Source organism: Collinsella acetigenes (assembly GCF_012844445.1).
GTDB lineage: Bacteria > Actinomycetota > Coriobacteriia > Coriobacteriales > Coriobacteriaceae > Collinsella > Collinsella acetigenes.
The window spans coordinates 89,644-104,918 of sequence record NZ_JABBCP010000001.1 but is presented as its reverse complement, the minus strand read 5'-3'; the positions used below and the strand labels follow the sequence as shown (position 1 = coordinate 104,918).

The 15,275-nt window shown below is 56.7% G+C and carries 13 protein-coding genes; 1 reads left to right on the top strand and 12 read right to left on the bottom strand.

The window, feature by feature from the left end:
* Position 1: 1 nt before the first annotated feature.
* The 4 genes from HF320_RS00470 to HF320_RS00455 form a co-directional block, all read right to left on the bottom strand.
* Positions 2-1,339 carry a hemolysin family protein gene (locus HF320_RS00470; protein ID WP_169276604.1) on the bottom strand — a complete coding sequence of 446 codons (1,338 nt, stop codon included), beginning with the start codon at positions 1,337-1,339 and terminating at the stop codon, positions 2-4.
* Positions 1,340-1,408: 69 nt separating this feature from the next.
* A complete protein-coding gene (trhA, locus tag HF320_RS00465; RefSeq protein ID WP_022387227.1) occupies positions 1,409-2,092 on the bottom strand; it encodes a PAQR family membrane homeostasis protein TrhA in 684 nt (227 codons plus the stop codon).
* A gap of 158 nt (positions 2,093-2,250) precedes the next feature.
* Positions 2,251-3,444, bottom strand: coding sequence for a DUF362 domain-containing protein (locus HF320_RS00460; RefSeq protein WP_169276603.1), 1,194 nt, complete (start codon positions 3,442-3,444; stop codon positions 2,251-2,253).
* A gap of 89 nt (positions 3,445-3,533) precedes the next feature.
* Positions 3,534-5,063, bottom strand: a complete 1,530-nt coding sequence (locus HF320_RS00455) for a Mur ligase family protein (protein ID WP_169276602.1) — start codon at positions 5,061-5,063, stop codon at positions 3,534-3,536.
* Positions 5,064-5,235: 172 nt separating this feature from the next.
* Between HF320_RS00455 and HF320_RS00450 the strand changes: the two genes are divergently transcribed.
* Positions 5,236-7,296, top strand: a complete 2,061-nt coding sequence (locus tag HF320_RS00450; RefSeq protein WP_169276601.1) for an ABC transporter substrate-binding protein/permease — start codon at positions 5,236-5,238, stop codon at positions 7,294-7,296.
* 91 nt (positions 7,297-7,387) lie between these two features.
* Here HF320_RS00450 and HF320_RS00445 read toward each other — a convergent pair whose 3' ends face one another.
* The 8 genes from HF320_RS00445 to HF320_RS00405 form a co-directional block, all read right to left on the bottom strand.
* The gene (locus tag HF320_RS00445) at positions 7,388-8,110 is read right to left on the bottom strand and encodes a UTRA domain-containing protein (protein ID WP_169276600.1); all 723 of its coding nucleotides are present in this window, start codon (positions 8,108-8,110) and stop codon (positions 7,388-7,390) included.
* Between the two features lie 169 nt (positions 8,111-8,279).
* Positions 8,280-9,014, bottom strand: a complete 735-nt coding sequence (gene dagF / locus HF320_RS00440; RefSeq protein WP_169276599.1) for a 2-dehydro-3-deoxy-phosphogluconate aldolase — start codon at positions 9,012-9,014, stop codon at positions 8,280-8,282.
* A gap of 3 nt (positions 9,015-9,017) precedes the next feature.
* The gene (locus HF320_RS00435) at positions 9,018-10,127 is read right to left on the bottom strand and encodes a DgaE family pyridoxal phosphate-dependent ammonia lyase (RefSeq protein WP_248276538.1); all 1,110 of its coding nucleotides are present in this window, start codon (positions 10,125-10,127) and stop codon (positions 9,018-9,020) included.
* Between the two features lie 103 nt (positions 10,128-10,230).
* Positions 10,231-11,829 (bottom strand): PTS system mannose/fructose/sorbose family transporter subunit IID, encoded by a 1,599-nt coding sequence (locus HF320_RS09035; RefSeq protein WP_248276537.1) that lies wholly within the window; start codon positions 11,827-11,829, stop codon positions 10,231-10,233.
* Between the two features lie 33 nt (positions 11,830-11,862).
* Complete coding sequence (locus tag HF320_RS00420; protein ID WP_169276597.1) at positions 11,863-12,354, bottom strand: PTS sugar transporter subunit IIB; 492 nt, start codon at positions 12,352-12,354, stop codon at positions 11,863-11,865.
* Between the two features lie 16 nt (positions 12,355-12,370).
* Positions 12,371-12,775 (bottom strand): PTS sugar transporter subunit IIA domain-containing protein, encoded by a 405-nt coding sequence (locus tag HF320_RS00415; RefSeq protein ID WP_169276596.1) that lies wholly within the window; start codon positions 12,773-12,775, stop codon positions 12,371-12,373.
* A 599-nt stretch (positions 12,776-13,374) separates the two neighbouring features.
* Complete coding sequence (locus HF320_RS00410; RefSeq protein WP_169276595.1) at positions 13,375-14,319, bottom strand: 2-keto-3-deoxygluconate permease; 945 nt, start codon at positions 14,317-14,319, stop codon at positions 13,375-13,377.
* 481 nt (positions 14,320-14,800) lie between these two features.
* The gene (locus tag HF320_RS00405; protein WP_022387221.1) at positions 14,801-15,184 is read right to left on the bottom strand and encodes a helix-turn-helix domain-containing protein; all 384 of its coding nucleotides are present in this window, start codon (positions 15,182-15,184) and stop codon (positions 14,801-14,803) included.
* Positions 15,185-15,275: the final 91 nt, after the last annotated feature.

Here is a 15,275-nt window from a genome sequence, read left to right as displayed (position 1 = left end):
CCTACTCGTGCTCGGTAACTTGTGCTTCCTCATTTTGAGGAGCAGGCTCGTCAGGCGCAGGTGCCGTCACGCGAACCAGCGAAATGCGCTGACCGCGCATTGATTGAACTTTAAACTTGTACCCGCTAACTTCAAAGACCTCGCCGATATCCGGAACAGAATCGCACAGATCCAAAATCCATCCGGCAACCGTCTCGTAGTCGTCGCTCTCCTCGATAGGCCAGCCCAGGTCAACCGCGTCATCGCACGGAAAACGGCCATCCACCAACCACTCGCGACGCGAAAGGCGCGTGAGGTACTTATTGTCCGGATCGAACTCGTCCTCGATCTCGCCCACAATCTCCTCGACGATATCCTCGATAGTGATGATGCCGGCGGTACCGCCGTATTCGTCCACCACCACGACAATCTGCTCGTGCGCGTTTTGCATCTCGGAAAGCAGCGGCAAGATGTCCTTGGTATCGGGAACAAATGTCGCATCGCGCATGTATTTTATAACGCGGTCGTCCTCATCGCCCGACGTCATGGGCTCAAGAAGGTCTTTAATATGGGCGATACCCACCACGTTGTCCTGATCCTCGTGGAAAATCGGAAGGCGGGAGAATCCCGTACGGCGCATAACCGCCATGACCTCTTCCACCTTGTCGGTATCCTCGCACATGGTGATATCGACACGCGGGACCATAACCTCGCGAGCAACCGAGTCGCCCAGGTCAAAAACCTCGTGGATGATGCGCTTTTCCTCATCGAGCAGCGTATCCTGCTCGTTGATCATGTATTTGATTTCCTCTTCGGAGACGTTTTGTCGATCGTCGGCGCTCTTGATGCGCAGCAGGCGTGCGAGGCCGTCGGCGCACGCTCCGGTGAGCCACACGGCAGGACGGGCGATCTTTTGGAAAACAGAGAGCGGTCCCACAACCTGCTTGGACACGCCTTCTGCGTTGGCAAGGCCAATGCGCTTGGGCACAAGCTCGCCAACAACAACCGAGATAAAAGATACAACGATGGTGATGAGCACCGGCGCAAGACCACGCGCGATAGCGGTGAGCGGAGCGATGCCAAACCCGCTGAGCCAGCGTGCCAAAGGGTCGGAAAGACTCGTCGAGGCAACGGCCGAAGACGCAAAACCCACGAGCGTGATAGCAACCTGAATGGTCGCCAAGAATTCATCGGAATCGGCGGCGAGCTCTGCGGCCTTGGCAGCACGACGGTCGCCCTCCTCCGCCTCGTGCTCGAGCACCGTACGTTTTGCCGTGGTCAGCGCCATCTCGGACATCGAGAAGAAGCCGTTCACGATTGTAAGAAGCAGCGTGGTGATAATGCTGATGGCTATGTCCATAGGAACGGTTTCAAACCTCCAAGGGGGTGGGAACGGTAAACAGCAAACGGCAGTGAGCCGCAGGCGCTATCAGATCACGAAGAGGATCACCGCCATAAACTGGAAAATGCTGCCGGCAAGGACCCACAGGTGGAATACGCTGTGCATATAACGAATCTTCTTGGCAATGTAAAACGGCACGCCGATGGTGTAGCAAACGCCGCCAATGGCGAGCAGAGCCAGCGCGAGCGGCTCGAGCAAGCCAACCAGCTGCGGCAGACGAAACGCCACGAGCCATCCCATGACCAGGTAGATCACGCCCGTGAGCCAGCGAGGCTGGCGCTCGCGCATGATGGCCTCAAACGCGATGCCCGCAAATGCCAAGACCCACACGATAACAAAGAGCACGATACCGCCATCGTTCTCGAGCGTAATGAGGCAAAACGGCGTATAGCTACCCGCGATGAGCAGGTAGATGCAACTGTGATCGATAATGCGGAACACGCGCTTAGCAGCTCGCGGCTGAATAGCGTGGTACAGCGTCGATGCAAGATACTCAAGGATGATGGAGACGCCGTAAACGATGGCGGCAACCAACGAGGCCGGGTGCGCACCGCCCAAAGCGGCCTTAACAATCAAAAGCACCAAGCCGGCAATGCCCAGCAGGCATCCAACACCGTGGGTAACGGAGTTCATGATCTCCTCGCCCAGGGTGTAGTGCGGAACCGCCGCGGTATCGGGCCGCGGCTTAGGACTGCCGCTTGTATCAGACATAATAGATGCGTCCTCCAAGAAAATAGTTCTCAATACTATAGCAAACAGCAGGTAAACACGCGAGTTCTACACGCATATCCTGCTGTTTTGCCACATAGCGCAAGATGGGGGATAAACGCATTTGCGCCTATCCCCCATCCAATGCCGGGCCAGTTTTACTATTTGACCTCGATGAGCTCATATTTGCTGGTACCGAGACCGATCTTTTCGGCGTGAGCGATGCAGATACGCCAATCGGTATCGGGATGCGTAATGCAGAAGGGATCATGCGTTTGATCACCGTGCAGGTGCTCGTGTTTATGTCCCATCTTCTCCGCGCTCTCGGTAAGCACGGTGTTAGGGAGCGGGGTCTGAGCCATTGCCGCGTCGGCACAAGCCTGGTCTATAGCCACGGGGTCGAAGCTCGCAAACATGCCGATGTCGTTGATGATCGGCGTATCGTTTTCGGCATGGCAGTCGCAGTTGGGGCTGATATCCATTGCAAGCGAGATATGGAAGCTCGGGCGGTCCTGCACGATGGCCTGCGTATACTCGGCAATCTTGCAGTTGAGCACATCGGCGGCCGCATCGTAATCGGGACAAATCGCATCCTGATTGCATACGCCGATGCAGCGGCCGCAGCCCACACAGCGATCATGGTCGATGGTTGCCACGTGAACCTCGCGGGTCTTTCCGCTTGCCGTGGTATACTCGCGCACTTCGTCAAAACTAAAGGCACCGTGCGCGCAGATCTTTTCACACGCATGGCAGCCGATGCAGCGCTCAACATTGACGCTGGGCTTGCCGGCAGCGTGCTGCTCCATCTTGCCCGCGCGGGAGCCTCCTCCCATGCCGATGTTCTTCATGGCCCCACCGAAGCCAGCCTGCTCATGACCCTTAAAATGCGTAAGGCTGATCACGATATCGGCATCCATAAGCGCATGGCCGATCTTGGCCTCTTTTACGTATTCGCCGTTCTTGACCGGCACAAGCGTCTCGTCGGTACCCTTGATACCATCTGCAATGATTACCTGGCAGCCGGTTGCATACGGCGTGAAGCCGTTTTGATATGCGGTGTCGATATGCTCAAGGGCGTTTTTGCGACTGCCCACATACAGCGTATTGCAGTCGGTGAGGAAGGGCTTGCCGCCCAACTCCTTGACGACGTCGGCAACGGCACGCGCGTAGTTGGGACGCAAGAAGCTGAGGTTTCCCAGCTCGCCAAAGTGAATCTTGATGGCAACAAACTTGTTCTCAAAATCAATCTGGTCGATTCCCGCGCGATACATCAGGCGCTTGAGTTTATCGAGCTGGCTCTCGCGACCATAGGTGCGCAGATTGGTGAAATAGACTTTGGCAGAATCGGTTGTCATAGTTACCCCTCATTACGCGTTGGTGTACTTATGCAGGCGATGCGTGCATAATGCCCATGTGGCCAAGCAATCTTCCGATGCCGGAAGCACTACAGCGAACCGCCCGCCTCAAATGCTTCGAGCGCCTCCTGCAGCATGGGGCCATCGGCGCGGCAGGGTTCCGGGCCATTCTTGCGCAGCATGCGCGTCTCGCAACCCTTGCCCGTCACGATTACCACTGCCGGGCGCGTGGTCTCACGCACCAGCGTACGAACAGCCTCCTCGCGATCGACCACGATCTGCCAATTATGGTTGCCCTGCTCTTCCACAAAATGAGCGATGGTCTGGCAGATATCCCGTGCGTCCTCGGGACCAGGATCGTCCTCGGTAATCACGATGCGATCGGCATATTTGCCCGCAGCTATACCCATGGTCTCGCGGCGATCCACGCCCTTGCCGCCCGTAGCGCCAAACGCCACGGCAAGCTCGCGATCGGGGTAGTTCTCGCGCAAATCGCGCAGCATGGTCTCGAGGCTCATGCCGTTATGCGCAAAGTCGACTACGCCCACGATGGTTCCAGACTCGGTGGGATACATCTCCATGCGCCCGGGCACGCGAACCTGCTCGAAACCGTGAACGATAGCCTCTTCCTCAATACCCAGAGCCTCGGCGCAGGCGATAGCGCCAAGCACATTGGAGATATTGAACTTAACAGGTGTAGGCACCAACACGTCGCGCGAGAAGCGCGGGGTCACCACCGAAGCAACGATACCGCGAGGGCCATGGACAAGGTTCGTGGCATAGACGTTGGCATCGCTATTGGAAAGCGAGTACGTCACCACGCGCTCGCAAACGTGAGCCGCCTCGAGCACCTTGTCCACGTGATCCATATCCAAATTGACCACAGCCGCGCGGCTCTGCTTGAAGATTTTGAGCTTGGAGGCAAAGTAGTCCTCAAATGTTGGATGCTCGATGGGCGAAATATGGTCCTCGCCAATATTGGTAAACGCCCCCACAGCAAAATCGACGCCATAGGTGCGCTCGTATTTGAGTGCCTGGCTCGAGGCCTCCATGATCACGTGCTCGCAGCCACTTACAACTGCATTCGAAAGCCGGCGCTCGAGCTCAAAGGATTCGGGCGTCGTGAGCTTGGAAATGCCCGATTCGACGCCATCGTCAAACTCGACGCTCGAAAACAGAGCCGATGTATGGCAACCCGCAAGGCGCGCATGTGCGTCAAGCACTCCCTTGAGATAGTAAGCGCTCGTGGTCTTGCCCTTGGTACCTGTGAAGGCACACACCCCAACCTTTCCGCTGGGATGGTCGTAGGCCATGTCTGCCAGGCAGCCCAGCGTACGGCGGATATCGCTGACGATAATGCAGGGAATATCGACCCCGTAATCGATTTCGGAAACGTAGGCAACGGCCCCCGTCTCAATCGCCTGCAGTAGATACTCGCGCTTAAAGCTTGCGCCCTTGCAAACAAAAAGCGTAGCCGCGCGGCTCAGCCGGGAGTTGTCGGTAGCGAATTCGATACGCGCATCGGCATCATAATCGTCGGCGCGAACAAAGACATTGGCAACTCTGAGCGCTTCGACAAGCGCACCCAGGGCATGCGCGGTCTGTGTGGTTTCTTGCATAGATCGGCTCTCCTTATCACGGCGGGCAAAAGCGCCCCGCATAAATCAAACGCACCTGCATTATAAATTGTTACTTACGGGTGCATGGAGGAATCGGGGTCAAGACATCCAAGTGCTATGCTTACTTTCTGCATAAACGCAGCTCATTCACTCAATCGCCAGAAAGAACCATATGCGCGCACATTACCGTTTTGCCCAGTCCGCCCGTCGCACGTCTCTTGCTTTGTGCCTGGCATCGCTTATCGCCGTAGCACTCGCTCTTACCGGCTGCGGTGCCGCGTCATCAAGTGGATCTGCGCAAGGAGGCGGCTACAAACTTGTCGAGGACGGCAAGCTCACCGTCGCGAGCGACCTCGCCACCCCGCCGTTCGAGTACGTGGACGACTCGGGCAACGACCAGGGCTTTACTGTGGAGCTCATGGATATGATCGCCCAGGAGATGGGCCTTGAGCTCAACTACCTGCCCGCCCAGAAGTTCGACAACATCATCCCGATGGCCAAGCAAGCCGTGAAGACCGACGTCTCGGCATGCAACATCACCATCAACGACGCGCGCAAGAAAGAGGTCGACTTCACCGACCCCTACATGGATTCCAACCAGGGCGTCGCCGTCGCTAAGAACTCGGGCTACGCCGATACCGATTCGCTCAATGCCGCTGGCGTAAAAATCGCTGTCCAGTCGGGCACCACCTCCGAGGAATGGGCGCAAGAAAATCTGCCCCGCGCAACCACCGTCAACTTCGATGACTGGACCGCCGCGTTCACCGCCGTGATGAGCGGCCAGTGCCAGGCGGTTGTGTGCGACCTTCCCGTCGAGCAGTGGATGGTCAACAGTTCGTTCACAGATATGGAAATCATCGAGGAAGTTCCCACCGGCGAGCGGTTTGGCATCGCGGTTTCCAAGGACAACCCCGAGCTCACCGCCGCCATCAACGCTGCCCTTAAGCAAATTCGCGCCGACGGCCGCTACGACGAGCTCTACGAGAAATACTTTGGCACCAAGCCAAGCAGCAGCGATGGGGCTTCCGCTACCGGCGTCGACGGCGATGCCAGCGCGAGCGAGGGTTCCTCGTCCACGCTGCAGGTTACAAAAGCAACCGCGCGCTCCAACGAAGATGGCGGCACCAATGTGCTTGGCGGCATTGTCACGCGTCTGACCTGGGAGGCTACAACCGGCACCGAGGAGAGCGTCAGCAAGGTCACGCTCGCCTTGCCCGAAGGAGGCTCGTTCGAAGACTCCAGCGCTACGGTAACCGTGCTCAACGGTCTTGACCGCACCGATGTCAAGGCGACGGCCAAAGTTGAGAAATCGAACCTGGCCATTTCTTTCGCCGCGCCCCTAGCCGCCGGCAGCAACGTGCGCATCGAAGTCGAGGGCGTCGTGTTCCCCAGCTCTGCTGGCGCCTATGCCGTTGACGGCACCTATGAGCTTGCCGATGGAGGCAAGCGAGATCTTCCCACCAGCCCCACCATCGCTGTAACCGAGAGCACGGTTGTGCAAAATATCGTCCGCTGGCTCGATGACCAAGCCTGGGTCGACGCATGGAATGCCAATCCCTTCCTGGGCATGTTCTTCAAGCCGCAGTATGTGGTGACGTCGATTGCTTCGCTTTTCCAAGGCTGGGGCATCGCGCTGCTCGTCACCGCCATCGGCTTCCCGCTTGCCATCCCCGTCGGTTTGCTCTTTGCCTTTATGAAGATGAGCCGTCGCCGCTACCTGCGCGGCATTGCCATCTGCTACATTAACTTCCTGCGCGGAACGCCGCTCTTCTTACAGATTTACATCGCTTTCTTTGGCCTGCCGATGATTGGTCTCAACTTGCCCAACCTGCCGCTCGGCGTAGCCGTGCTCGCTATCAATTGCTCGGCCTATCTTGCCGAAATCTTCCGCGCGGGCATTGAATCCATCGGCAAGGGCCAGCACGAGGCCGCCACCGCGCTGGGCATGAACTGGTTCCAAACCATGGGACTTATTATCATTCCGCAGTCCATCCGCCGCGTGATTCCCACCATGACCAGCGAGTTCGTTATGCTCTACAAAGATACTTCACTTCTTTCGAGCGTAGGCGTCATGGAGCTGATGATGTTCTCCAAGAACCTCACGGCAACCACAGGCAACATCACACCCTACATCTGCGCCGCGCTGTATTACTTGGTCGTCACCATCCCGCTGATCCACTTTGTGGGCAAGATCGAGAAGAAACTTGCGGCAGGTGGCACCGACGCACGATAACCTGCATCGAAACGTCGCAATGCTCGAAGGCCTCCCCGTTCACATGAACAGGGAGTCCTTCGTTGTACTGAGCACGTTGAAAACGAGCGAATTAAACGGGCAATGAATCGGAGTCGATGGTCTGATACTCAGAACGGTCTCCAGGGAATCGGGCCACCAAGCTCTCAAAAGGACGGCCATCATCCAGATAGCCGATCTGCTCGACCTCAAGCAAGGGCGAACCCTCGGGAATACCCAGGATCTCGCACTCGCGCTCCGACGCCGTCACCGCTCGCAACGTCTTATGGAAGCTGTCGGGCGTAACATCGTAATTCTCATCAATCCATTGGCGAATAGATGTCTCAGCAGATGTCAGGCGAATATCTCTAAAGATCTCGACCGGATAATAGAGATACTGCACATCAATCGCCTGTCCCTCATGCAGGTGCGAGCGCTCAATATAGAACGTAAAGCTAAACTCATGCAAACCGAGCTCATGGCGCACGTGCTCATCGGGTTTGACCACAGTGAACTCATGAACCGTGCAGCTCGGGTGTTTGGCAAGATTGGCATCGATATCGTCGGTAAGAGAAATGGTGTTGAGCGGTTTGTCGAAGGACTGCGTCGCGACCTTCTTCACGTATACGCCCGATCCGCGCTTGCGCGAAACGAGGCCGCGCTTCTCGAGCTCATCCATAACCTGCTCGATTGTCGTGCGGCTCACGTGATATGCCTTAGTCATCTCCACAACCGTAGGCAGCTGATCGTAAGGCTGCAGGTCGCCTCTTCGAATACAGCCCTCGATATCTTTAACGATGTCCTTGTATTTTGCCACTAAGCCTCAAACCACCATGCTAGACATGTCATCTAAATCGAATCGGATCCCAAGCGTATCGGGATCCGATTCAAACCGTTCTAGTTTTATATTCCCATAGGCACGACCGAATTACGCGATAAGGCTTCGCGTTGGGAACATCTACACCGTATTACTGCACTACTAGCGCCTAGACCATAGCCTTGACCATAGCGAGGAGACGCTCAACATCCTCGATGCGCGTGTCGCCCGTAGCCTTATCGATAATCGAGCTATAGACATGCGGGATCACCTTAGGCACGCCGGCGTCCAGGATGATGCGCATGATCTCCTCAAAGTTCTCCAGGTCGATGCCGCCTGTCGGCTCCAGGATGAAGTCCTGGCGCGCGCACGCCTCGGAGACCGCCTTGAGCTCCTCTTTGACCTTGAGGCCGCCCATGGGGAAGAACTTGAGCGAGTTGCCGCCCATCTCCTTCACGATGGCGATCAGGGTGTCGGCGGGCACCAATGCAGGCTCGGCGCACTCGCGGGAAAGCGGGCCCGTCGAGATCTTGATCAGGCCGGGGGTCCCGGAGGGGCCGACCATGGCGTTGATGTGGCACTCGTCGTTGCCCACGTTCGCGCGGGTGGCGGAGACGGCGCAGAAGGCCTGGTTGAAGTGATTGGCCTTGATCTCCTTTGCAACCTCGGCCACGGCGCGCCACTGATTGGGATTGCCGCCGCCCAGGCCGACGGAGAGGTTGCCCTCGAGGACGTCCATGTACTTGCTCATGTCCTCGATAGCAGCCTCGACGGTGTCGTAATCGGCGGTTAGAACGCCAACCTCGACATGGCCCTCGGCGGCCTTGTAGATGTCGGCAGCGTTCTGCAGCGATCCGCCCAGAACGTTCAGACAAACACGGTCGTTATAATAGTTAATCGGCATAATTTAGCCCTCCATAATCTGTTTGAGAACTTCGACGATAAGCTCCTTATCGCCCTCGAGCATCGGACGCGGGTCGAAATCGATCTTCCCAAGGTTCAAAAACTCCGTACGAGCCCACACAATCGGATCGCCCGAAACAAGTTTCTCGTTGACCTGCTCCATGGTGAGTCCCACAGGGGCCTCGGAATCAAAGGTGATACGGCAGCGGAAAATCGCACGTCCCGCCTCGTCCTGAATCTTCTCGGCATGCAAACCGCGAATCTTGTTGATCTCGCTGACAAGCCAATCGATCTTTGCCACATTGACCTCGACCTCGGCGGCATGATCGCGCGCCTCGTACTGATCGAGCGCGGCAAGAAGACCCATAATCTGCTCCTTGCCCACTTTCATGGCGCGTCCCACACCGTGATATTGGCGCTTTGCCCATTCGGCATACTCGCGCTTGCCGCACATAAATCCCGAGGTCGTAGCCTCAAGCGCCTTTGCGCCCGAGTAGCAAACGATATCGGCACCCAGAGCGATGTACTTGCGGAAATCCTCCTCGGCGGCGCAGTCCATCACAAAGGGGAGGTTATGGGCGTGAGCGATGTCGCGCATCGTCTCGATATCAACCATGCCCTTTTGCACGCAATGGTGGCTCTTCACGTAGAGCAGGCATACAGTTTTATCGGTGATGGCCTCCTCGATATCCTCGGGATGCACCTCGTTTGCCTGGCCACACTCGACAGGGCAACCGCCGCCAAGACGAATCATGGTCTGGATGGGCGCGCCGAAGTCGATCGAATGGCCCTTCTGAAGAACCACCTCGTTTGCCGCCCCGCAGGGATCGGGAAGCTTGTAGACTGCGGTCCACTGACCGCGCGTCACCAAGCCGGCAATGGACAGAGCCAGCGCCGCCGAAGCGCAAGACGTCACGCAGGCGCCCTCGGCTCCGGTATGCTCCGCGATCAACTCGCCCGCGCGATCGATAAGGTCGTCGATCACGACATAGGAGCTCGCGCCCTCAACCGCAGCTACGGCAACCTTGTCGCTGATGGTCGAAACGCCCAGCTTGGTCACACGCCCAGAGGCGTTGACTACACGCTTCAACCCGATGTTTTGATAGATGCTCAAGGTCAATCCTCTCGTATATCAATGATTCCATGGATACAGTGAAGCCGTTGGCAGCGCCAAGAGGAGTCTCGCGCTGCCAACGGCGTTGGCGCCAGATTGGCTATTAGAGGATGCCAAGGAGAGCGCACACAACACTGATGACGATAATCGACAGCAGGATAACGTTGTAGCGCGGGCCCTTCTTCTGCATGTAGAAGTAGATGCCGAATACAGCCACGAGCGGCAGGATACCGGGGACAACGGCGTCCAAGATCTCCTGGAACACGAGGGTGTTGCCAGCGCCCATGGTGATCTGGAACGGAGTGGCGATCGTGATGTAGGAGCTGGAAAGAGCGCCCATCATGATCAGACCGAGCACGTTAGCAGCAAAGATGATGGACTGCATCATGCCGGACTGGAGGATGCCGGTGATGGACTGGCGGCCAAGCTTGTAGCCACGATGCGTCATGAAGTACTGGATGATGATCGTGATGCCGGGCCACAGAATCAGGGGCATGATGCCGCCAAGAGCGCTGCCCTGGGAAGCGTACGGAATGAAGACGCCGTAGATGATGGGCATAACAACAGCCCAAACGATACCGTCGCCCATGCCTGCAATGGGACCCATAAGACCGGTCTTGATGGAGGTGATGGCGGAGCCGGGAACGGTGCCCTCGGTTGCAGCCTCTTCCTCCATAGCGATGGAGATGCCCTGGATCACGCCGCCGAGCGTACCCTCGGTGTTGAAGAAGGCCAGGTGACGCTTGAGAGCCTCGGACAGGTCCTCCTTCTTGGGATAGAGCTTCTTCAGGCAGGGAATCATGGAAGCGCAGTACACAAGGCTCTGCAGACGCTCGTAGGAGTTGGACTCCTCGCAGCCAAAGTAGTACAGCCAGAACGACTTGGTAACATCCTGCTTGTTGAGAAGGCCGCTCTTTTCCTTCACGTCTTCCTCGGAGGCAGCGGTCACCTTTGCGTTAGCAGCCTCGGGGAACATGATCATGCGGAGCACGAGGGCGATGATCAGGCCGAAGATAGCCATACCCATGACAGGGATGCCCAGGTAAGCAACGGCAAAGTAACCCAGGAAGAAGAAGGGGATGAGCTCCTTCTTGCCGATAACCATGATGGTCAGGGCAAAGCCGAGGGCGGGAAGGATGCCACCCATGACCTCGAAGGAATGGGTAAGGACAGCGGGAAGGGCGTTGATGAGGCCCTGTGCCCAATCGGCACCCAAAAAGTCGATAGCGAAGACGAACGGGAAGCGGATCACGAAGCCCATGAGCGCCGGATACAGGTAAGCGCAGCGATAGATGCCAGCGGTGTTGGCGTCCTCGGCATACTTGTCTGCCAGGTGAACCCAGAAGGCATTGGTGGTACGACGCAGCTGGTCAACGAACACGCCGATGATACCGAAGGGCACGGCCAGGGCAACGGCGAGCTCGGGGGACATGCCGGACATGACGCCCAAGGGGATGGCGATGCAGCCGGCAAGAGCGGGATCGTTGGGAACGTTGCCACCGGGGGTAGACGTAACGCCCAAGTAGACAAGCTGCAGAGCAGCACCGATCTCCATAGCGGTGACCATCTGGCCGGTAATCAAACCGACGAACACGCCGATCGTCGCGGGCTGGAGCAGGGCACTGGAAATGGTGTAGCCAAAACGCAGGCGGGCAATCCAGTAATAGATGCCCATGCAAATGGCAATACCGAGAGTACTCATGCTGACCTCCTAAAACAGTGATTCATAACGTTGCTAAGCGCGATATTTCTTAAGAATCGAGTCGACCTTCTGCGGTGCGTCCTCGGGGATGGTCTGGAAAATAATGTCCACGCCATCGCCAGCCAGGTGCTCCAAAATCTCGGCATCAGCATCATCAAGCGTGATGTTTTGGAACACAACCTTGCGCTCGGGACCGCCGCCAAGGCCACCCACCTGCGCAGACGTTACCTTGACGCCAGCGTCGTAAATATTCTTCAGCGCAGCAAGACTCGGCAACAGTAGCAAAACGTTGCCATTGCCAAAGACGTCCTTTTGGTACTCTTCGACAGCCTGTGCCTCGGTGAGACAGACGACCTCGATGCCCGCCGGTGCCGACATGAGGTAGATGCTCCTCATGAACTCATCGTTCGCGAGCTCGTCGCTCACAACGATGATCTTGTTCGCCTGCACCTGATTAACCCATTTAGTCATGACCTGACCGTGAATAAGGCGCGAATCGATGCGCGTAAGAACGAGATTACCCATGTTCTTTCCCCCTTCCTTACATGTTTTTCTTTACCGTTGCAACTACATCCATACAGGCAGCGCTACCTGCGTTAAGGATCGCATCGTAATCCAAGGTGCCCGTGTTTTGCAGCTCCAGACACGCCTCAAGCAGCATCGGAGCATTGAGCCCGGCAAACACGTGCATGCCGGTCTGATTGCCAATCGCCGCCGCCACGTTCGAGGGCGTGCCGCCAAACAGGTCGACCATGATAATTGAATCTGCGGAAATGCCGTCGGTATACTCGCGAACCATCGACATGTACTCCGGAAGCGTATAGGCCGGCTTGAGGGCGATTTCATGCACGCACTCGACCTTGCCCGCAATCATCTCGATGCTCGAAACAAGATTCGAACCCCATCCGCCATGCGTGAGAAGCACGATTTTGGTCTCTTTGTCCACGCTGATTCTCCTTCGACAATCGCCGTGCCCGAACCTGTTTGCCCAGGCTGATTACAAGTGAGAATCTATTCTCAGTGGTACTTATTGTCAAATTGTTCCGGTTTAATTCTAAATGCTTACCAAACTGTTTCTCCAGCATTACTTCTGCAGGTAGATTGCTAGTTTTCTTCGAAATTGATTCGAAATAGAGCCCTGTCTCCATAGCGAACTAAAGCTCATGACGGTGTATTTTCAGCCGTGAACGGAGATTGTACCGGTATGCATCTCGCTTTATCGGTACACTTTCCCCCCCTCCAAAAGAGGCCGTAAACGAAAAGCCCGATGGCCCGAACGAGACCATTGGGCTTGAATTCTTCAAACCCCGGCGGCATCGCCCGTATGCCAATACGGGCAACCTGGGCCCATGGAGAATGGATACCAGCCCGTCGAAGCAGAGCCCTCTCTGTAAGCACAAAGCGCTTCTCGTTGTTTCACGTTGAAGCGAGATTCCATCTTCTCACGCAGATGGACCCCGAGCAAAAAATGCCGCCTTAGGGGTCCGCCCGCGCTTTAAGCTATCCCGCCGTCCTGCCTAGTCAGTGAAACGGCTATGCTGCAAATCATTTTGCGCTGCCAAACCGATCGGCGACGAACTTCGTAAGGTAAGGCACGAGAAAGCCCGTCAACACTACAGCAAGCGCAAGCTGGGAGGTAGCCACCTCGACGTAAGGGGCGTACTGTGGCAGCGCGGCGGCAATGATCGTGGGGCAGGAGACGGCAATCCCCGCGATGCTCGACATGGCCACACCTGCGTATCCGGGGCGGCGAAGGACCAGCCGGTCGGCAACAAGGAGAACGGGGACGCTCACCACAAGGTAGACGGCCGCAAGCAAAAGCGCGGTGGGGCCCGCCATGACGGCGTTTATCAGGTTGATGTTCGATCCAAAGCAGCAGCCCAGGAAAAGAAGGCAGATGGGAGTGCCCGGCACGAGTAACTTGGTAAAGGAATCGTCCAAATTACCAAGCAGCATTCCTACGAGGAATGGCACGAGCGTGGCGATAACACCCATGATGGCCCCACTCCCACCCTGACCGGTACTAAGGATCAGCAGCGGCAACGCCGGAACCGAGACGAGACTCATGAGGCCAAGAACCGTCTTGTCCGTAGTGTCGCCGTAGTCGTTGATGAGCGCCAGATACACGCCAGGATTGCAACTGGAAAACGCAATTACAAGAGCGAGGAGCGACATTCCAGCCACGCCGTCGATGCCACAGGTGGCCTGCACGATAAAGAATGCGGCAAAACCGAGAAGAATCTTTACGAGACAGAGCACGCCGCCGCGTTTAAGACAGGCTGCAAGTTGATTGAGCCTGAGCTGGGAACCTGAGATTACGAGCACGATGCCGATGATGGTCATGGTACCGGTGGAAAACGCGCCCGTGGTGGAACCGCCGATCTGAAGAGCTTCCGGCCAGATGCTGTTGATAATAGCCGTGATGAGCATTGGTACGATCATCAGACCGCCCGGCACCTTCTGCATATGCTTGAGAATGGGGAGGTTCACCGGTGCTCCTTTCTCGACGGGATGCTTCGCGGATAGAGCGCTGGGCCCGGTGCGCATCGAAGCGCAATTGCCGCCCCGCGCATAACATGGCACAAAGTCTCGTCATACGGCAGATTCTTGGCCAGGTTCTTTTGGGTCATGATTTTGTTAGACCCCCTGCTCTGGCTCAAGCACGCCCGTGCATTCACAGATAATGCCACCGTGCGCACAAGCGTCTTCGCCTAATGTAACCTATTTATCCCCACCCCAAACAATCGGCCCCATCAGAGGCCGGAATGAGCCGCCAACGACAGTTGCTAGCAAACATTCGACGCATTCCCACGATACGGGCAGGCCCGAAGAGAACGCAGCGCAACTTGTTATGCTCATGAAAAGACGGCTCCCGGACCCAGCGCGAAAACGGGGCGAAAGTCAGGGCAGCCCGATTGCACGGGCAAGTCCCAACGATTCAAACTCCATGTCGCTATTGGTCTAAAAGAGCCTATTGTTTAGGTTTGCGTCCGCGAGGCTTATCAACCAGGGCGGCTTCGCCACCCTCACGAAATTGACGGCACCACGTCTTGACCGAAGATTCGCTGGGCACACCGTGTTTAACCATGACATCCCGCACAGATAGGCCCTTTTCCAAACGGTCTTTGACCACGGAAAGCTTGAGCTCAAACGGATAAATGCGGTGTTTTGCACCAGCATTCATCACGGCAGATTGACCCCCTACTGCATAGGCACGAGACCATTGACGAGCCGTCGCCTCGGGAATTCCTAGCTGAGTCGCAAGTGCACGGTGCCCCACGCCGGTCGCCAATATCTTTGCGGCACGGTGACGAGTTTTTGTATCGTACTTAGCTCCATGCATAAAATCTGTCATGTAAATCGATCAGGTCTCCTCTGATGCGGATTAATACCACGCGTCACTTTGTGGGTTCAAATGATACCACCGTATTGGGTACATTTGGGTA